Annotated in this window: 13 protein-coding genes; 12 read left to right on the top strand and 1 reads right to left on the bottom strand. The window is 55.2% G+C overall.

Features of this window, described 5'->3' with window-relative positions:
- Positions 1-123: 123 nt before the first annotated feature.
- From DQG13_RS27320 to DQG13_RS27275, 10 genes are all read left to right on the top strand, one after another.
- On the top strand, positions 124-1,875 hold the full coding sequence (locus DQG13_RS27320) for a sensor histidine kinase (protein ID WP_113023351.1): 1,752 nt from the start codon (positions 124-126) through the stop codon (positions 1,873-1,875).
- The gene (locus tag DQG13_RS27315; RefSeq protein ID WP_113023350.1) at positions 1,869-3,479 is read left to right on the top strand and encodes a response regulator transcription factor; all 1,611 of its coding nucleotides are present in this window, start codon (positions 1,869-1,871) and stop codon (positions 3,477-3,479) included. Before DQG13_RS27320 ends, DQG13_RS27315 begins: the two co-directional genes overlap by 7 nt.
- Before the next feature lie 162 nt (positions 3,480-3,641).
- Positions 3,642-4,592, top strand: coding sequence for an ABC transporter permease (locus DQG13_RS27310; protein WP_113023348.1), 951 nt, complete (start codon positions 3,642-3,644; stop codon positions 4,590-4,592).
- A gap of 12 nt (positions 4,593-4,604) precedes the next feature.
- On the top strand, positions 4,605-5,579 hold the full coding sequence (locus DQG13_RS27305; RefSeq protein WP_258525889.1) for a carbohydrate ABC transporter permease: 975 nt from the start codon (positions 4,605-4,607) through the stop codon (positions 5,577-5,579).
- 64 nt (positions 5,580-5,643) lie between these two features.
- Positions 5,644-7,203, top strand: coding sequence for an ABC transporter substrate-binding protein (locus tag DQG13_RS27300; RefSeq protein WP_113023347.1), 1,560 nt, complete (start codon positions 5,644-5,646; stop codon positions 7,201-7,203).
- 77 nt (positions 7,204-7,280) lie between these two features.
- On the top strand, positions 7,281-8,063 hold the full coding sequence (locus DQG13_RS27295; protein WP_146767216.1) for a Nif3-like dinuclear metal center hexameric protein: 783 nt from the start codon (positions 7,281-7,283) through the stop codon (positions 8,061-8,063).
- A gap of 44 nt (positions 8,064-8,107) precedes the next feature.
- On the top strand, positions 8,108-9,394 hold the full coding sequence (locus DQG13_RS27290; protein ID WP_258525888.1) for a CynX/NimT family MFS transporter: 1,287 nt from the start codon (positions 8,108-8,110) through the stop codon (positions 9,392-9,394).
- 142 nt (positions 9,395-9,536) lie between these two features.
- Complete coding sequence (locus tag DQG13_RS27285; RefSeq protein WP_113023344.1) at positions 9,537-11,720, top strand: Sip1-related alpha-galactosidase; 2,184 nt, start codon at positions 9,537-9,539, stop codon at positions 11,718-11,720.
- 107 nt (positions 11,721-11,827) lie between these two features.
- Positions 11,828-12,418, top strand: a complete 591-nt coding sequence (locus tag DQG13_RS27280) for a thioredoxin family protein (protein WP_113023343.1) — start codon at positions 11,828-11,830, stop codon at positions 12,416-12,418.
- A 230-nt stretch (positions 12,419-12,648) separates the two neighbouring features.
- The gene (locus DQG13_RS27275) at positions 12,649-14,508 is read left to right on the top strand and encodes a heparinase II/III family protein (RefSeq protein ID WP_113023342.1); all 1,860 of its coding nucleotides are present in this window, start codon (positions 12,649-12,651) and stop codon (positions 14,506-14,508) included.
- Between the two features lie 81 nt (positions 14,509-14,589).
- On the opposite strand, the gene DQG13_RS27270 is transcribed toward DQG13_RS27275, so the two are convergent.
- Positions 14,590-15,522, bottom strand: coding sequence for a phosphotransferase family protein (locus DQG13_RS27270; RefSeq protein WP_181593028.1), 933 nt, complete (start codon positions 15,520-15,522; stop codon positions 14,590-14,592).
- A gap of 176 nt (positions 15,523-15,698) precedes the next feature.
- Here DQG13_RS27270 and DQG13_RS27265 point away from each other — a divergent pair, with 176 nt between their 5' ends.
- Entirely contained in the window at positions 15,699-17,249 is a 1,551-nt protein-coding gene (locus tag DQG13_RS27265; protein WP_113023339.1) for a glycosyltransferase family 39 protein, read from the top strand.
- A gap of 392 nt (positions 17,250-17,641) precedes the next feature.
- A complete protein-coding gene (locus tag DQG13_RS27260; RefSeq protein WP_113023338.1) occupies positions 17,642-19,027 on the top strand; it encodes a glycine--tRNA ligase in 1,386 nt (461 codons plus the stop codon).
- Positions 19,028-19,265 lie beyond the last annotated feature (238 nt).

The raw sequence follows: 19,265 nt of genomic DNA, 5'->3' as shown, positions 1-19,265 counted from the left end.
CGCACAGCAAGGAAAGCCTTCCTTCAAAACGGCTATCTATTTTTTTCGCGGAGATTGTATTACAATCTAGGTAGCCCGATCAGGGGCGCGGTCAAAAACTTTGTTGACAGAGCGGGGAATGCTATGAGAAAACCGACACTTCGATTCCGGTTGATTCGCGGCTTTCTGTTCATTATCATTCCGTTGGCGTTGTTTCTTTATTACGAAAACTATTACGCGATGAAGGTTGTCCGCAAGGAGGTGTCCAGCTCCACCAGCCAGGTTTTGTCCATTCATATTATGCAGATCGACGAAACCTTGGAGAATATCACCCACTACCTCCTGAAGCAGATTGTTACACCTGCCTCGGAATCCGATTATCTGGCCATGGAAACGCTTCCAGAAAGCAATGGCGATTATACCTTGGCCAAACTGAAAATTCATGCCGAATTAACCGCGGGAAGCAGCGCCTTCGAGAACCTGCATTCGTTTTTTGCCTACTCCGCGGGGAAAAAGGATTTTATTTTTTCCCGTTCTTCTTATACGGATACGACGAATGTGAAGCTTATGCTGGAGCAATATCTGAAGGAGCAGGGACAGGATTTGGATGGCCGCTGGCAGGTGCTTTTCTACGGTCAAGAGAGTTATCTGGTCCGTATTCTCCAAGCCAACAGCGATGTTTGCATTGGCGCGGCGATTCTGCTGGAGGATTTGATTTCGCCGCTGCGCGGCCTTGATTACGGTGACCAATGGGAAGCGATTCTGCTGGATTCCTCCGGGCAGCCGCTGACCCGCACGGCCATGCCCAAGGAAACCATGTCCGCCCTGAACCTGAAGCTGCTGGACAATCCCCAAGCCTTTCAGGTATTCGAGAATCCGGCCGACAGCAAGAAGTATCTGCTTGTCCGGTCGCCCTTTCAGCAGGCGCCCATCAGCCTGGCCGCGATGATATCGGAGAAATCCCTGCTGCAGCAGCTGCCTTTTTTTCAACGGGTCATTTATCTGATTCCCATAGGGTTGCTCATCAGCTTCTATCTTTACTCCAATTCTCTGCGCAAGATGCTGTTTGGTCCGTTGAGCGCCCTGACGGCGGGAATGCGCCGGGTCATGAAGGGGGAGCTGGAGATCGGAGTGAAGGATGCCCAGACAGAGGAGCTGAGCTTTCTGATCCACACCTTCAACCACATGGTCTCGCAGATCAGCCATCTGAAAATCAACGTTTATGAAGAAATGCTCAAGGTGCAGCAATCGGAATTCAAGCGGCTGCAAGCCCAGATCAACCCTCACTTTTACCTGAATTCCCTGAATGTGATCAACAGCCTCTCCACGTTGGGGGAGAATGAGCTGATCAATAAGATGACCGGCCATCTTGCCGATTATTTCCGGTTTATTACCCGCTCCCACCGGGATACGGTTACGATTGAGGAAGAGCTGCAGCATATCCGCAACTACCTGGAGATTCAGTCTCTCCGGTTTCCCGAGAAGCTGACTTACCGGATCGAGCTTCAAGAGGAGCTTCGCCAAGTGACGATTTTGCCGCTGACCATTCAGCCCTTTGTGGAAAATTCCATCATCCACGGCATGGAGGAGGGCATTCCCTTCCATATTGATATTGCCGTTGACGGCAAGGCAGCTAATCCCGGCTGCTTCCAGGTTTTGATCCGGGATAACGGCAGAGGCTTCGAGCCTGAGACGCTGGCGCGCTTCAACCGCCATGAATTCGGCGACGGCACCGGAAGCCATATGGGCATCTGGAATGTTATCGAAAGAATGCGCATGGCATTCGGCGGACGGGCGGAGGTATCGTTCATCAACGCCGTTCCCAAAGGAGCAATTGTGCGCCTTATCATTCCCGAAGGGGAAGCGCTTCACGAAACGGAGGACAAATCATGCTGAAGCTGATGATTGTTGATGATGAAATTTATGTGATCCGGGCCATGAGAAAGTCAATTGACTTTGCCGCGCTGGGCTTTGCCGAGGTGCATCATGCACTGGGCACCAACGAAGCCAAGGAAATTATGGAAGTCCATTCCATCGATCTTATTATCTGCGATATCGAAATGCCCGGCGTCAGCGGCCTCAAGCTCATCGAATGGGTGAATGAGCGTTACCCCCAGACAGAGACCATCTTCCTTACCGGGCACGCCGAATTCACATACGCGCAAAAGGCCATGCAGCTGGGCGGCTCTGAGTATTTGCTGAAGCCGGTCAAGACGGAGGAGCTGGTGTCGGCTATTGAGAAGGCCCGGGACCACATCATCGAGAACCGGAGCGCGGCCGGCATCATGGAGGCTGGACGGAGGTATCAGAGCCTGTGGGAACGGCAGCGCTCAGTTGTGGTGGAGCATTATTGGCAGAACCTGCTGGCCGGAAAAATAGTGCCTACGGAGGAGAATCTGCGGGATGTTAACCTGGCTGTTGATCTTAACGCCAGCATTCTTCCGATTCTGATCAGCATTGAGCAATGGCATCAGGAATTCAGCCTCCGCGACGAAGACACCTTGGAATATGCGCTGCGCAAGGCGGCGTCCGAGCTGATATTGGGCGATTGCCCAGGAGATATTATCAAGGATGACAACGGAATTTTATTTGCGCTGATGTACATCGCTCCCGGCCAGCTGCTCCATTCGGACTCTGTGGCCGATGCCTGCCGTATATTCGCCGATGCCTGCAACCGTTATTTCTATTGCACCGTATCCTGCTATATCGGACCTGCGGTGCCGTTGCACAAGCTGACAGAGATCTGCCACCGCTTAATTGAACGGGAGCAGGAGAATCTGTCCCAGCCTCTGTCCATCCAGCAGCTGGATGAGCCTGTGAGCCAAGCCGACACCAGAAAGCATCCCCATGCCATTCCTTGGTCGGATTGGGTGGTTCTCTTCGAGACCGGCAATAAATCCGAGCTGCTCAAGCGGCTTGACCAATTGTTTGCGGATATGCAGGAGGCCCAAGCCAACACGGAGTCGGCCAGCGCGTTGTATCATGCCCTAATCTATATGATCTACCACGTGGCCCACAAGCACGGCCTCTCCGTCAAGGAATGGTCCGGCTTGCGCGACCGGGGCGGGGAGCTTGCGGCCATTCGCTCCATTTCCCAGCTGAAGATCTGGTCGGAGCGTCTGCTGGACGCGGCATTCCGCTACCTGGATATGCAGCGCAACGAAAGCTCCATGCTGATCGAGAAGACGAAGAAATTCATCAAAGCCAATCTGCAGGATGTCACCCGGGAAAAAGCGGCAGGTTATGTTTATCTGAACCCCGCCTACCTCTCCCGCATCTTCAAGCGGGAAACGGGGCAGTCTCTGATCGATTTCATCATCAATGCCAAGATGGACCGGGCCAAGATTCTGCTGACGGAGACCCAGATGAAAATCACGGATATCTGCGAGGAGATCGGCTACGAGAATTATTCCCATTTCGGGCAGGCATTCAAGAAAAAAGTGGGCATTTCCCCGGCGGAATTCCGCAAGAGATTCCAAAATCCCAATGCCCAGCAATAGCGGGGTTTCTATGGAGGGCTCCAGACAGATGAGGGGCCTTTTTATTTTGCCGGGCGTCAGGAAGCAGTCACAAAATCAATAGGCAGGTCACGCCACCCCATAGAGTTCCGGTCCGGGGGACGCTATACTGTGTATAGGAAATGAACGAAAGGTGTGACAACGATGGGGCTGACAAAGGGTAAGGCATGGAAATTGGCCATCAGACTGGGGCGCAATGTGAAACGGGACAAAGCTCTGCTCCTGCTCCTGCTGCCGGGAGTGCTTTACCTGATTCTGAACAACTATCTTCCCATGTTCGGCGTGGTGATTGCCTTTAAGAGCATTGATTATTCCAAGGGCATTCTCGGAAGCGACTGGGTAGGCCTGAAAAACTTCGAGTTTCTGTTCCAGACGAGGGATGCCTGGATCATTACCCGGAATACGGTGCTGTACAATACGGTTTTTATTGCCCTTAATCTGGTGGTGGCCGTAGCGTTTGCCATTGCGCTTAACGAGCTTCGGGCCCGCCTGGCCGCCCGCTTCTACCAAAGTGTGATGTTCCTTCCGCACTTTCTGTCCATGATCGTAGTGAGCTATCTGGGGTATTCCCTTCTGAGCAGCGAGTTCGGCTTTATTAACAAATCTGTTCTGGAGCCCCTGGGCTTTCCGCCGGTATCCTGGTACAGCGAAGCAAAGTATTGGCCGTTTATCCTGCCGCTGGTGAATCTATGGAAGCATGTGGGGTATTACAGCATCGTCTATCTGGCTGCCATCATCGGGGTTGACAGTGAATATTACGAAGCCGCCCTTATTGATGGAGCCAGCAAATGGCAGCAGATTACCAGAATCACCATACCGCTGATCCGTCCGGTGCTGGTGGTGATGATCCTTCTGCAGATCGGCAAGATATTCAATTCCGACTTCGGCTTATTCTACCAAGTGCCGCTTGATTCCGGCGCGCTTTTCCCCACCACCCAGGTCATCGACACCTACGTTTATCGGGCGCTGCTTAACTTGGGCGATATCGGGATGTCCTCTGCAGCCGGTTTGTATCAAGCCTTGGTCGGATTTATCCTAGTGCTCACCACCAATTATATCGTCCGCAAAGTCGACAGAGAGAATGCGCTGTTCTAGGAGGGATTATCTGTGAAACCACTTACTCACGAAGCTGCAGCAGCAGAGAAGGCCCCCGCCGCAGCCTTAGCTGCCCCGGTACGGAAACGCCGTCGGCAAATCAATTCCATCAAGCCGGTTACAGAATATCTGCTGCATCTGTTCTTTCTCTTATTCTCCGCCGCATGTGTGTTTCCGGTTTTAATTGTTCTGGGAGTATCGCTTACAGATCAGGAAGCCATCTATCTGCATGGCTACAACATAATTCCCAAAGTATTCAGCTGGACCGCTTACGAGTATTTGTTTCGCGATGCAACCGCGATTAAGGATGCTTACCTCATCTCCATTTTTGTGACCTGCACGGGCACCGTCGTCGCTCTTTTCATCACAGCCCTGGTCGCTTATCCATTGTCCAGACAGGATTTTGCCTTCCGCAACTTTTTCTCCTTCTTCGTGTTCTTCACCATGATCTTCGGAGGCGGTCTTGTTCCCTGGTATCTGGTCTATACTTATGTAATGGATATCCGGGATACTCTGTGGGCCTTGATTATTCCCAATCATCTGCTCAGCGCCTTTTATGTCATTATTATGAGAACCTTCTTCACCACAAGCATTCACCCGTCCATTCTCGAGTCCGCCAAGATTGACGGGGCGGGAGAAATTCGGATTTTCGCCCGGATTGTACTGCCTCTATCCCTTCCGGTTCTTGCTACAATCGGCCTGTTCTACACCCTTAGCTATTGGAACGACTGGTTCAACAGTCTGGTGTTCATGAACAATGACAAGCTGATCAGTCTTCAATACCTGATGTACAAGGCGATGCGGAATTTGCAATTCCTGAATTCCATTGGCGCAGAGAGCGGATTGGACGGCCAGGCGGCCAAGCTTCCCAGTGAGACGGCACGGATGGCTATGGCAATCATCGGCATGGGCCCCATTGTAATGGCGTATCCCTTTTTTCAGAAATACTTTGTCAAGGGGCTTACGGTGGGAGCGGTCAAAGGTTAGGCTTCATCCGGTTTAAGCCGGTTCAAGCATATAGAATGAATATTATTTCTGGAGGGGTTCATCCATGAAATCGACTTGCGGAAAGATAACTGCCGTACTCGGTCTTGCTGTCGGCGCCGCCCTGGCGCTTTCGGCATGCGGGTCTGATTCCAACTCTGAAGGCGCAAGCTCTCCTGCGGCAAGCGCCAGCCCGGCTGCATCAGCCTCTGCACAGCCGGCTCAACCCAAGCTGGAGCCGTATACCATCAAGATGTTTGTGCCCGGTGTCCCGCAGAAGGAGCAAGCGCTGGTCAACGAGGAGATCAGCAAGTACCTGAAGGATAAGATCAATGTTACCCTCGACATGCAGGTTATTGATTGGGGCAGCTGGGCAGACAAGATGAATCTGAAATACGCGTCCAACGAAGTGTTCGATATTACCTGGACTACCTCCTGGGACAACTGGGTCGGCAAAATCAACAACAAATCCATTATCCCCATTGACGACCTGATGGCCAAACATGCCAAGGAAGCTGTACAGATCATCGACCCCAAGGTGCTGAACGGTATCAAGTACAACGGCAAGACCTATGGAATGCCCACCAACAAGGAGTTTGCCGCCAACAAGGGCTTCCTGGTGCGCAAGGATCTGGTGGATAAGTACAAGTTTGACTTGAGCACCGTCAAGAAGCCGGAGGATATGGAGCCGTTCTTCGAGGTGATCAAGAAAAATGAACCGGGCATGATTCCTTTCCTCAGCGGCAAATCCAACGGTATTTCCATCGCCATCCAAGAGGGCATGTTTGTTTCGGCGGGCTCCAGCGCCACGAATCTGGGAGCTATGGACCGCAACACCAAGGAACTGAAGGTTATCGATCTGTACAATGATCCCCGCTATATGGACATTCTGAAGCTGGCCAACAAATGGTACAAAGCCGGTTATATCAACAAGGATGCGGCGACGCTGTCCGATTTTGCCGGCACCTACCGCTCGGGCAAGGTATTCGCCTTCGCAGATACCCTGAAGCCGGGCAAGGATACAGAGGTAGCCCAGGCCACCGGTCTTCCCTGGGTTCAGGTGGAGCTGACGAAGCCTCTGATTACCACCAGCAGCACTCTGGGCAACATGCTGTCCATCTCCCGGACCTCCAAGGACCCTGAGCGGGTTATGATGTTCCTGAATCTGCTCTATACCGACAAAACCTTGGTGAACATGATTGCGTTCGGCATCGAGGGCAAGCATTTTGTGAAAAAGGGAGACAATGTCATCGATTTCCCGGCAGGCCTGACAGCGCAAACCTCCGGCTACTCCCTGGGCGCGCCCTATATGTTCGGCAACCAGTTCAATGATTATCTGTGGGCCAATGAGGACCCGCAGAAGTGGGAGAAGTTCAAGAAGTTCAATATGGATGCAGACGAGGCCAAGGGGCTTGGCTTCATCTTCAACAACGAGAAGGTTAAGAACGAAATCAGCGCATACAATAACGCCCTTGCCGAATTTTATCCCGGCTTGCTCACAGGCACCCTTGACCCCGTAGAATATTTGCCCAAAATGGTGGAGAAGCTTAAGGCGGCCGGTATGGATAAGATTAACGCGGAGGTTCAGGCCCAGCTGACTGAATGGGCTGCCGCCAATAACAAATAACAGAATTGGCGAACAATCAGGAGGATGGGCGGCTGCCGGCTTACGGCGCCGCCTCTCCTGTGAAAAGGGGCAAGCCGATGACTACGGTGCAAGAGATTATTGACAAGCTGCTCCAACCGGTTCAATTGCGGGATCGGACCACAGACCGTTTGATTGTGGGCGACCCCGGCAAGCGGGTAAGCAGGATTGCGGTGGCCTTCAGTCCCGCCTATGCCACGCTTGAGCAGGCGGCAGCATGGAATGCGGATCTATTGATTGTTCATGAGCCCGTCTTTTATTCCCATTACGATGAGACGGATTGGCTGGCCGGGGACCGGGTGTTCGAGAACAAGCTGCGGCTGATCCAAACATCCGACCTGGCCATCTACCGTTTTCACGACTATCTGCATGACTATCGCCCCGACGGTATATTGGCTGGCTTGCTGCAGGCTCTCGACTGGCAGCAGTATGCGGACCCGAAGCATCCCCATGTGATTCGGATTCCGCCTGTCCCGGCAGAGCGGCTGGCGGCGGAATTGAAGCAAAAGCTGGGTTTGGCCCGGATTCAATATTATGGCAGGCCGGACCAACAGATCGCTACTGTCTGCCTGAGCCCTGGAATGGAGGGAGGAAAGCGGCAGATCGGGAAGCTGCGGGAGCACCAGGCCGACCTGCTGCTGGTGGGCGAGACCCACTCCTGGGAAACCGATGAATATATTCAGGATGCAGCTGCCATGGGGATGGCCAAGTCCATGATGCTGCTGGGGCATCGAACCAGCGAGGAGGCGGGAATGAGACGGGGGGCCGATTGGCTTGCCCCTCTGTTTCCTTCCTTAAGCGTACGCTTTTTTGCCGGCTGCAGCATGGACATCTGGCTGTAGAGGTTAGCTTGAGTCCATTATGATGAAGCAAGGGTGATCACTGCTTGAAACCGGAAAGTCTAACAACCTGTGCGAGGCAAAATCAACAGCAGCTGAGAGCGGCTCCGGGAATCGGGGCCGTTGTTCTCACTGTCGCTGTCATCCTTATTGCGGCTAATCTGCGGGCGCCCATGACCTCCGTCAGTCCGCTTCTGGATGAGATCATCCACAAGCTCGGGATGTCTCATCCGGCGGCCGGCGCCATTACCACGCTGCCGCTTATGGCCTTCGCCGCCTTCTCGCTGCTGTCGTCCCGGCTTTCGGGCCGGTATGGAATGGAGCGGGTGCTTCTCGCCGCCCTGATCCTGCTGGCCTGCGGGCTGCTCCTTCGTCCGTGGCGGGGCTCCGGGCTGCTGCTGGCCGGAACGGCATTGGCAGGCATGGGAATCGCCGTCTGCAACGTGCTGCTTCCTGCCCTGATCAACCGCTATTTTCCCCAACGGCTTGGGGTGATGACAGGCATGTACACCGTCTCCATGAACCTGATCGGCTCCTTGGCCTCGGCCATGAGCGTGCCCATAGCCCGGACATGGGGCCTGGGCTGGGAGAAGACGCTTGCCCTATGGGGAGTGGTGGCCTTGATTACTGCCTTGTATTGGCTGTTCTATATGAGAACCTGGCCGTCTCCGGTTCCCCAGGCGGCAGCCGGGGACCGGGCAGGCGGACGCATGTCCCTGTGGCGCTTCCGGCTGTCGTGGCAAATGACGCTGCATCTGGGGCTGCAATCCTTCTTCTTCTACATTGTGATGGCCTGGCTTCCCCATATTGCCGCCGAACGAGGAATAGGGGCGGAAACCGCCGGATGGATGGTATCCCTGATGCAGTTTGGCGGGTTGCCGTTTAATTTTTTTGTCCCCTTGATTGCCGTGAGGATGAAGGATCAACGGGCTCTTGTCATGGTGAGCGCGGTGATGACAGTGGCAGGAATCGCCTGCCTGTTTACGGACCGTGGGGCGCTGCTTGCCCTGGGAGGGGCGCTCGTCGGCAGTGCGGCAGCGGCTGCCTTCAGCCTGTCCATGATGTTTTTCAATCTGCGGACAGCCGATGCCCGGCAAGCAGCGGAAATGTCGGGCATGGCCCAATCCGTCGGATATCTTCTGGCCTGTACGGGACCGGTGCTGTTCGGCTGGCTCCATGACCTGACAGGGGGCTGGAATGCTCCTCTCTATGTTCTGACGGGCTTTGTGCTGGTATTCATTTGGGCCGGGCTGGGGGCGGGGAGGAACACCCGGCTTCCTGGCTCGGAGAAGGAAGAAAGGAATAATTTGCGGACAGAAAATTCTAATATATAACATTAATGTATTTTTTTGATCGCATCAGAATGGTTAAATTCTTTACAACGCTAAAGCGCGTAAGTCAAACATTCGGATTGTCAAGAAAAGCTTCCGCCAAACCAGCCAAACCAGCAGAATAAACAGTCAGGAAGTGGATGCCATGTTCGTTTATCAAGATGATGCTCTATTGGTGCTGGCAGAGGGGACGAATGCACAGAAGGCATTGGCCCGGCCGGTATTAAGGGGAATCGGCGTTACCGTCACTCTGGAGGGGGAGCAGGCCAAAAGGCTTTCTCTCCATTCCTGCGGGCAGGAGCAAGAGGCTGCCGGGGAGAGCGGCGCCCAGGTATACATGCTGGAATACCGGGATGAAGAGGAGCCTGCTCAAGTATCCGTCCGCGTGAAGCTGAAATGCCGCGGAGGGATGGTTCTGGGCTTTGTGGATGGACAGCTTCACGGGGGCGCTTCTTTCGTCAGCCGGAAGTCCTTCGCCTCCAAGGACAGCATTGCCGTTACAGTGGACCGGCTGGAGCATGCCGGTGGCCTGCTGGCCAACTACCAGCATAACGACTGGTGGACCCGGCCCCACTTTGATCCGGACCCGGCGAAGCTGCCCCCCCGGACCATCTCGCTGCTCTGGCGCGCGGGAGCGGCATATTGCCGCCTGCTTCCTGTCTGCGGTCCTGTCTTCCGCACCGATCTGCAGGGCAACGGCGGGGACGGCCAGGGCTTCTCCATCCGCTTGTCGTCGAACCAGGGAGGCCACCAGCGGAATATGGCCCTTGCTTTTGCTCTGGGATACGGGGATGATCCTTACGCCTTGGCGGATATGACAATGGATGCCGCGCTGGAGGAGCTGCTTTATCCCGTGCTGCCCAGAGAGCGGAAGACGTATCCGGAGGTGCTGGATTATTTGGGCTGGTGCACCTGGGACGCCTTCTATCAGCAGGTGGATGAGCCCGGCGTTCTGGCCAAAGCCGAGGAGTTCAACCGGTTGGGCCTGCCTGTGCGCTGGGTGATGATCGACGACGGCTGGTCTTGTGTGCAGGAGGGCAAGCTGATGTCGTTGGAAGCCGACAACCGCAAATTTCCCGGCGGTCTTGCCCGTACGGTCCAGGCGCTTAAGGAGCAGTACGGTATGCGCTGGATCGGTGTGTGGCATACGATTGCCGGATATTGGGAGGGAATCCACCCGGCCAGCCCCTTGGCGTCGTCGCTGGGCAGCTATCTGTACACCGCAACAGACGGCAGTCTGCTTCCTTATCCCGATCCGGCGCTGGGCTTCGGCTTCTGGAACGAGTGGCATGGACGGCTCCGCCGCCAGGGCATCGATTTCGTCAAAGCCGACAGCCAGGCGGCCATCGGCAATTTCCTGCAATACCAGCGTCCGGTGGGAGCGGCCGCCTCTGCGGCTCATCAGGCGCTGGAGGCTTCCGCGGCGCTTCATTTCAACAAGACAATCATCAATTGCATGGGGATGGCTCCCGAAAATATCTGGCATAGACCCCAGTCGGCGGTTTCCCGCAACAGCGACGATTTTATGCCCAAGGTTCCGGGGGGCTTCAGAGAACATGCTTTGCAGAACGCCTATAATTCGTACTTTCACGGCTCCTTCTATTGGGGCGATTGGGATATGTTCTGGACGGTCCATCCCGATGCTCTCCAGCATGCGGTGCTCCGCTCTATAAGCGGCGGGCCGGTCTATATCAGCGATCCTCCGGGACGGACCGCTCCTTCCCTGCTGCTGCCGTTAGTCTACGGCGACGGCCGGCTGATCCGCTGCCGGCAACCGGCGCTGCCCACTGCGGATTGCCTGACTGTGAACCCGCTTGACGGGTCAATGCCGCTGAAGCTGTGGAATTATGCCGGCAGGGCGGGCATTATCGCGGCGTTCCATCTGGGGGAAGGCCCGAAGGCGGCAAAGGGGGCCGTATCGGCCCGAGACATTCCGGGAATGAACGGCAAACGTGTGATCCTCTATGAGCATTTTACAGGAGAGTGCCGCTTGCTGCAGCCGGGCGAGGAGCTTCCGTTCATTCTTCAGCCGGGGCAATGCAAGCTGTTCGTGCTTGCTGCGGTGGAAGAGAGGGTGACGCCTCTGGGGCTTGTCAATAAGTATGTGTCCCCCCATGGGATTATGGGGCAATGGAGCGGCGGGGGCAAGGAGTATGTCCGGCTGCGGGAAGGGGGACGATTTGCTTTTTACACGGAGAATTGCCCTTCGCTGGCGCTGGTCAACGGAGAAGAGAAGCCGGTAACCCGGCTGGATGCCCGCTTGTTTGAGGTGGATTGCTCCGGAATTGAGCAGGAGGCGGTGGTTGAAATAGCGGCGGAGTGGAGCTGACGGCACTTCGCATTGTCTTGGGCGGTACGCCTCCGTTACAATATAGAGGGTGGGCCGTTGCCTGTATTGTGCGGAATGGCCCCGATTTAACCATAGGAGGCGATACGATGGCATTTACGCTGCAATTGGGCGAACAGGCGCCGGATTTTTCCCTTCCGGCCACAGACGGAAAAACCTATTCGCTGCAAGACTTTGCCGGAGCACCCGTTCTCGTCATTTTCTTCACCTGCAACCATTGTCCCTTTGTTGTCGGTTCCGATGAGGTGACCCGTCAAACGGCGCTGAAGTACAAGGAGCAGGGTGTCGCATTTGTCGGCATCAACGCCAACAGCGAGGTTACCAAACCCGATGATTCCTTCGACCACATGGTCAAGCGGATGGAGGAGCAGAAGTTCCCCTGGACGTATCTGCGCGACAAGGAGCAAACCGTGGCCAAGGCTTACGGCGCTTTGCGCACGCCGCATTTCTACGTGTTCGATCAGGAGCGGAAGCTGGTCTACTCCGGCCGGGGGCTGGATAATCCCCGGGAATCGGAGAAGGCCACGGTCAATGATCTGGACCGCGCCCTGTCGGAGCATCTGGCGGGCAAGCCGCTTTCCGTGCCGCTGACCAATCCCATTGGCTGCAACGTCAAGTGGGACGGGCAGGACGAGCACTGGATGCCGGCGGACGCCTGCGATCTGGTGCCGCGGAGCTGATGGCAGCGCCTGCATAGCGCCGGCGGCAACCGCTCAGCGCGCACATAGAAACCGTCAGAGCCCAAGCGGCCCTGGCGGTTTCTTTACTTAAGAATTTATAACGGCCGGTCAGTCATAAAAACAAGAATCGCGTCACGTCCCCCGATAGAGGAATCCTAACCGCTGGCCTATACTTGAGGGTGAATCCTGTTAGTTCTAGCAGTTTACCAAAAAGGGAGGCATTGGAGACTATGATTCACCCCTCCGTTTACGAGCAACTGGCCGACGGCAGCCCCGGAATCGGCAATTGGCTTTTTCGGGAAGATCGGGAAGCTGTGCGAAGTAGAATTATGTCGGAGCCTGTATTCCAGCCGATTCTTGAACGATTGGCTGCAGATGGAGAACGATTTCTCGGCCAGCCTATTACCGAATTGCCCTGGACGTTATTCCGCCGAGTTTGGGAGGATGGCTACCGCAAAACCTATGAGCCCGTGTATTTCTCCAGGAGACAACGGCTAACCACATTTGGTTTGTTGAGCTGGCTGCTGCCTGACCGCCCCGATTACCTGGACGGACTTTTGGATACGGTATGGGCCATTTGCGGAGAATTTTCCTGGTGTGTGCCGGTCCATTTTGACACCCCGCCTGGATTCGGAACGGTTCGATACTCCGTGCATGAACAGCATGCGCCGGACCCGGGAATCGGGATTGATCTGTTCGCTGCGGAGACCGCTTTTGCACTGGCTGAGGTGATGATGCTGACGGGGCATAGCTGGCCGGAGACCATACGCGATCGTGTATACAGAGAAGTGTACCGCCGCGTTTTTGCGCCTTTTCTGGTGAATGATTTCTTCTGGGAGCATGTGCGCAATAACTGGGCGGCGGTGTGCGCCGGTTCGATCGGCGCAGCGGCCATCTACTTAATCGAGGATAAGCAGGAATTGGCTCTTGTATTGGACAAAGCGCTGCCGACGGTCAATTTGTTCCTGGAAGGTTATGGAGAAGACGGAGCCTGCTTGGAAGGATATATGTATTGGGGATATGGATTCGGCTTCTATACGTATTTCGCAGAGCTTCTCTGCCGGAGAACCAATGGAGCGGTAGATTTGCTCGCCGTTCCCAAGGTGAAGCAGGCAGCATTATTTCAGCAGAACTGCTTCCTTCACGGCCGCAAGGTGGTTAATTTTTCCGATTCGCCCGAGGAAGCTGATGTGTACATCGGACTGACCCATGAAATGGCGCGGCGGTTTCCGGAAGTCCAGCTTCCGGAATATACGTTTCAGGATAAGCTGGTTTACGATCATTGCGGCCGATGGGCGCCTGCGTTTCGCCAATTGATTTGGTACGAGCCGAAGGCGCAGGGGGAAGGCTGGAAGGAGGAGTCGATCTATCTGGCGGATGCGCAGTGGATGGTGTCGCGGGTGGAGAAGGCGGAAGGGAAGTTCTGCTTTGCCGCCAAAGGCGGCTGCAACGATGAGCCCCATAATCATAACGATGTCGGGCATTTCATCGTCCTGGCCGGGGAGGAGACGTTCCTGGCTGATATGGGAGCCGGGTTATATACGAAGCCGTACTTCGCACCCGCTACGAGGTATTCCTTTATTTGCAACAGTGCGTTGGGGCACTCTGTCCCTATTATAGATGGAGTTAGCCAACAGCCTGGGGCAGCTTATAAAGCCACCGTACGACAGGCCGATATTACTGCCGACTATGACCGGTTCGTCGTAGAACTGCAGGATGCCTATAATATCCCGGGGCTGCTGAAGCTGCAGCGAAGCTGGACTTGGCGAAAAAACGTCGGTTTGCCCAGGCTGGAGCTGGAGGATCAATATGTGTTCTCGGAACAAGCCGGTGCTGCGTTAACCGAACGCTTCATTTGCCGGGTGCAGCCTACGGTTGCGGGAGCTGGCCGGGTCGAGCTTGTGAGCGCTGCATTCAAGCTTGTATTGAGCTATGATGAAGCGCTGATGGAGCCGGTTGTGGAGCCGCTGCCGTTCCTGAACCATTTTAACCAGGAAAAGCTGTACTATGCATTGGATATGAGGGTGCGCGCGACGGACGATTTGGAGCGAAGGCTCCATTTCGCGTTTCATTTTGAACAGCTAGCTTAACATTCGGCGGTGTTACCAAGCGAAAGCTCTCTAGGGATTGTCTTAGCACTCCGAAGACAGTCCCTAAAGAGCTTTTTGCCGCTAATCCAACCCCAGCAGAAACTGCCGCGTCCCCTCGTAGGCCTGACGGTAGCCCATTTTGGCGTAGAACCGGAGGGCATCCACCCCCTTGAAGTAGTAGGCCCCCTTCAGCCGCTCCCGGAAATGCGGGATCTCATCGGCGGCTGCGCCGAGGCTGTTCAGGTAAGCCTCCACCACATTCATTTGCGCCAAATGCCGGTCCAGGTTCACCACATCCACCCATATGTCCCCGTACAGGAAATTCCCGTCCACAATGCCCGTAATCCCTGTTCCGTCGGACAGCAGATTCCAGGCATGCACATCCCCATGGAGCAAATGCCGGTGCGGCGCGTTATATGGAAGATAAGCCAGCAGGCGATTGTAGCATTCCTCGAACACATCCTTTTCCAGGCAGCTGGTCTTAAACAGTCTCATCCAGTCATGCCAGAAGCTTCCCCGTTCCTGTTCCTCGCCGAACATGGCGGCCACATAGTCCTCCCAGGACCCGTAGGCCCCATCTCCGGAAGCGGTGAGCCAGCCGAAGCCCCTTGTACCGGATATATCCGTGCTGTGAATTTGGGAGAGAATACGGAACAATTGGGGGAATTGCCGTCTTTTTTCCTCTGCCGAATAGGAAGCAAGGGGCTTGCCGCCCATCCGCTCCTGAATAACATACTGGGCAGCCCCATAGGTGCTTTGCCCCACACAAGCCGGATATGGAACATGCCTTCCCTCCAAAAAGCCGGAGACCAGCTTTTCCACCTTATAATCATCCGGCAGCGGGCTGAACTTGGCTACATACCCCCGGTTTTGATGGGTAAACGCATAGACGGTGCTGAGATTGCCGCCGGTCAGCAGCTCCAATTCCGATGCGCCCTCCCCCAAGTGAAGGCGGATGAGCTTCTCCGCCTCACAAGCTGGCATTTCGATTTTTTTAAACGCCGTTTCGGCCATAAAACTGCCTCCCTGTCTGCAATGGTCAGGATTATTGTAAGCCCGGTCTGTGCCCGGGGCCAGATGGCAAATGGGTATAACCATTTTCGCCTGCGGCTTTCAACTGATTTTCAGCTTGGGCCGTTATAATCATGGCATCCTGCCCGCAATGCGCGGATGTGAAAGGGAGGGATTCCATGGTCAAAGGGATTCAAAAACCGCTGTATGTGCTGCTTGCGCTGTTCCTGGGGCTGTTCGTCGCCTCCTCCTTTTTTGTGCGGGCCAAATATTTGTTTGCCGTATACGGAGATACGCCGGTGCTGGAGAGGCAGCAGCTTCTGTTGTTCATTGTTGTGGCCGCCGCGCTGCTGCTGGCGGGCCTTGGTTTGTATCCCCTGTGCCGTAAGCTGGATAAATTCAGTCCCAAGATTGTCATTCCGGCGGTGCTTCTCGCCTCCTTTGCCATTCAAACGGCCATTATATTTCTGCTGCCGAGACTGCCTACGGATGACTCCCAGACGGTGTTTACTCTGGCCCAGAATATGCTGTACCGGGGGGACTATTCCTCTTTTCAAACTACGGGGTATCTGCACATGTTTCCGTTTAACTTTTCCACCGTGCTTTATTTAAAAACCCTGCTGCTGCTGTTCCCGGACAGTTATTCGGTGATCAAGCTCTTCAATATCGGCTTCACCCTTGTCACGACGCTGATGGTATACCTGCTCTACAAAGAGCTGAACACCCGCTCCCAAACCCGGGATTACGGCGTTTTGGCGCTGGCTGCGGTTTACGCCCCGGCATTGTTCATGAACAACCTTATCTACAATGATGTCATTGCTACGGCCTTTCTCACCTCCGCCCTTTATTTTGCCGTCCGGTTTATGAAGGAAGCCTCGCTGAAATATATGATGGGCGCTGCGGTTTTGCTGGCGGTGGGGAACTATTTCCGGAGCATCGGCGCCATCTTTCTGGTGGCGATTGTGATCAGTATCCTGCTTCATATCCGGAAAATTGGCATCAAAAAATCTGCTCTCGCGCTTGCCGTGACGGTATTGTTCTTTATGGCTCCGGGCTGGACGCAAAATGTTCTGCTTCAGGCGACAGGCAAGGTGGAGGGATCGGTAAACGCCAACTCCGCTCCCGTCCACATGTGGCTGAACATGGGTATCAACACGAAGACCTTCGGCTTCTGGGACAACCGCCAAAGCTACAGCATCTATCAGCGTCAGGCCGGCTACAATAAGCAAAAAAGCACGGAATTGTTCAAGGAGGAAATCAGCCGCAAGCTGTCCGAAGCAAGCGCCGGCGATCTGCTCAAGATGTACACCAAGAAGCTGGTGTGGACCTGGACCGAGGGCACCTACCAGATGGAGCGCTACGGCATTGGCAACGGCTCCTCCACCTTCGGCCGGGGCATGGGCGGGGTGGGGGACAAATACGGCTACGCCACCTGGGCAACGGAGCTGTTCAAGGGGGACTCCAACGCCAGAGTAGGTCTCGTTTGGGTCATGTATGCTCTGAACATTCTCATGTACGGCTTTATGCTGGTCAGGCTCATCGGCGGGCTCAAATCGGGACGGTTCGCGGAAACCCCGCTGGTGCTGGTGATTCTGGGCTTTATCGGGTTTTATCTGCTGTGGGAAATCAAGTCCCGTTATCTCTTCCCTGTTTATCCGCTGGTGCTGGTGATGTCTTATATGGGGTTCAAAGATATGTACGATGCCATATTTGTGCAAAAGGAGGGTTGACGCCGTTTATCCGCGGCTCCCCTGGTGGTCCCGTATAAGCGGCCATGCCCCGGGACATCCGCAGCTTGACAAACACCTTCATTATGGATACTATGATAAGCAAATCGAAGATTCGGCTGTGACGGAGAAAATTTTGCGGCAGCCTGCTGTTGAAGCGAACCGGGGACGGTGAAAGCCCGGTACAGCAGCCGCAAAACAGGCGCTCCCGAGCCGGTGACAAGAAAGCGGATGCGGGGATTGTCCCTTTGCCGGACAAGAGCGCATCAACTGGGGTGGAACCGCGGGAGTATACAGCTCTCGTCCCCGGACATGATTCATGTCCGGGGACGGGGGCTTTTTCGATTGGGCACACGGCCGCCGGGCGCCAACAATCATACAAAGGAGAATGGATCATGAAGGAAGTTTCGATGGATCAGGTTGTCGCCATTGCCAAGCACCGGGGTTTTATTTTTCCCGGCTCCGAAATCTACGGCGGTCTCGCCAACACCTGGGACTACGGCCCGCTGGGCGTAGAGCTGAAGAACAATGTGAAGAAGGCCTGGTGGAAAAAGTTCATCCAGGAATCCCCCTACAATGTGGGCTTGGACGCGGCGATTCTGATGAATCCGCAAGCGTGGGTGGCCTCCGGCCATGTAGGCAACTTCAATGACCCGATGGTGGACTGCAAGCAATGTAAAGCCCGCCACCGCGCCGACAAAATTATTGAGAACGCCCTGAACGAGAAAGGCATCGAGATGGTGGTGGACGGTCTCTCCTTCGACCAGATGATGGACCTGATCCGCGAGCACAATATTGTCTGCCCGGACTGCGGCGCCTTCGACTATACGGACATCCGCCAGTTCAACCTGATGTTCAAAACCCATCAGGGTGTCACCGTCTCCAGCGCTAACGAAATTTATCTGCGTCCGGAAACCGCCCAGGGTATCTTCGTCAACTTCAAGAATGTGCAGCGGACCATGCGCAAGAAGCTGCCCTTCGGCATCGGCCAGATCGGCAAAAGCTTCCGGAATGAAATCACCCCGGGCAACTTCACCTTCCGGACCCGCGAGTTTGAGCAGATGGAGCTGGAATTTTTCTGCAAGCCGGGCGAGGATCTGCAATGGTTCGAATACTGGCGCAGCTTCTGCAAGGAGTGGCTGCTCTCCCTGGGCATCAAGGAGGACAGCATCCGCCTGCGCGACCACTCCGCGGATGAGCTGTCCCACTATTCCAACGGCACTACGGACATCGAATACCGCTTCCCCTTCGGCTGGGGCGAGCTGTGGGGCATTGCGGACCGCACGGACTATGACCTGAAGCAGCATATGGAGCATTCCGGCGAGGACTTCAACTATATCGACCAGGACAACAAGGAGCGCTACATCCCGTACTGCATCGAGCCCTCCCTGGGCGCAGACCGGGTCACCCTGGCCTTCCTGATTGACAGCTTCGAGGAGCAGGCTCTGGAGGGCGAAGACAGCCGCACCGTGCTGCATCTGCACCCGGCTTTGGCTCCTTACAAGGCGGCCATCTTCCCGTTGTCCAAAAAGCTGGCCGACAGCGCCCAGAAGGTGTTCGCCGATCTGGCGAAGGATTTCATGGTGGATTACGACGACTCCGGCTCCATCGGCAAACGCTACCGCCGCCACGACGAAATCGGCACGCCGTTCTGTATCACCTATGATTTCGAATCCGAAACCGACGGCCAAGTCACCGTGCGCGACCGGGATACCATGGAACAAACCCGTATGCCCGTGAGCGAGCTGAAGAGCTTCCTGGAGAGCAAGCTGGCCTGGTAAGCCAAAAGGCAGTCTAAAACAACCATCCCCATTCTGGCGGCCCCCTGTGACGGGAGTGCCGGGATGGGGATGGTTTGCTTTGCTTTTGCCGCGGGGGAGCATCGCTTAGGGACTGTCCCTAACGGAAATATAAGGACCTTACGGCCAAAAAATCGGCTCCCGGCGAAAATAACGGAACACAGCAACGCTTAATGAGGGGAAAGCTGGATTTTATGAACATTTTCGCCCATTCCGCTCC

This window comes from Paenibacillus sp. YN15, assembly GCF_003285005.1.
Lineage (GTDB): Bacteria > Bacillota > Bacilli > Paenibacillales > NBRC-103111 > Paenibacillus_AR.
Note: the sequence above shows the minus strand (reverse complement) of the source record. Positions and strands in the feature narration are given on the sequence as shown.

What these genes read in the sequence shown, in the direction of transcription:
- DQG13_RS27320 (WP_113023351.1), top strand. Translation starts at nt 124, where the DNA reads ATGAGAAAACCGACACTTCGATTCCGGTTGATTCGCGGCTTTCTGTTC.
- DQG13_RS27315 (WP_113023350.1), top strand. Translation starts at nt 1,869, where the DNA reads ATGCTGAAGCTGATGATTGTTGATGATGAAATTTATGTGATCCGGGCC.
- DQG13_RS27310 (WP_113023348.1), top strand. Translation starts at nt 3,642, where the DNA reads ATGGGGCTGACAAAGGGTAAGGCATGGAAATTGGCCATCAGACTGGGG.
- DQG13_RS27300 (WP_113023347.1), top strand. Translation starts at nt 5,644, where the DNA reads ATGAAATCGACTTGCGGAAAGATAACTGCCGTACTCGGTCTTGCTGTC.
- DQG13_RS27295 (WP_146767216.1), top strand. Translation starts at nt 7,281, where the DNA reads ATGACTACGGTGCAAGAGATTATTGACAAGCTGCTCCAACCGGTTCAA.
- DQG13_RS27285 (WP_113023344.1), top strand. Translation starts at nt 9,537, where the DNA reads ATGTTCGTTTATCAAGATGATGCTCTATTGGTGCTGGCAGAGGGGACG.
- DQG13_RS27280 (WP_113023343.1), top strand. Translation starts at nt 11,828, where the DNA reads ATGGCATTTACGCTGCAATTGGGCGAACAGGCGCCGGATTTTTCCCTT.
- DQG13_RS27275 (WP_113023342.1), top strand. Translation starts at nt 12,649, where the DNA reads ATGATTCACCCCTCCGTTTACGAGCAACTGGCCGACGGCAGCCCCGGA.
- DQG13_RS27270 (WP_181593028.1), bottom strand. Translation starts at nt 15,522, where the DNA reads ATGGCCGAAACGGCGTTTAAAAAAATCGAAATGCCAGCTTGTGAGGCG.
- DQG13_RS27265 (WP_113023339.1), top strand. Translation starts at nt 15,699, where the DNA reads ATGGTCAAAGGGATTCAAAAACCGCTGTATGTGCTGCTTGCGCTGTTC.
- DQG13_RS27260 (WP_113023338.1), top strand. Translation starts at nt 17,642, where the DNA reads ATGAAGGAAGTTTCGATGGATCAGGTTGTCGCCATTGCCAAGCACCGG.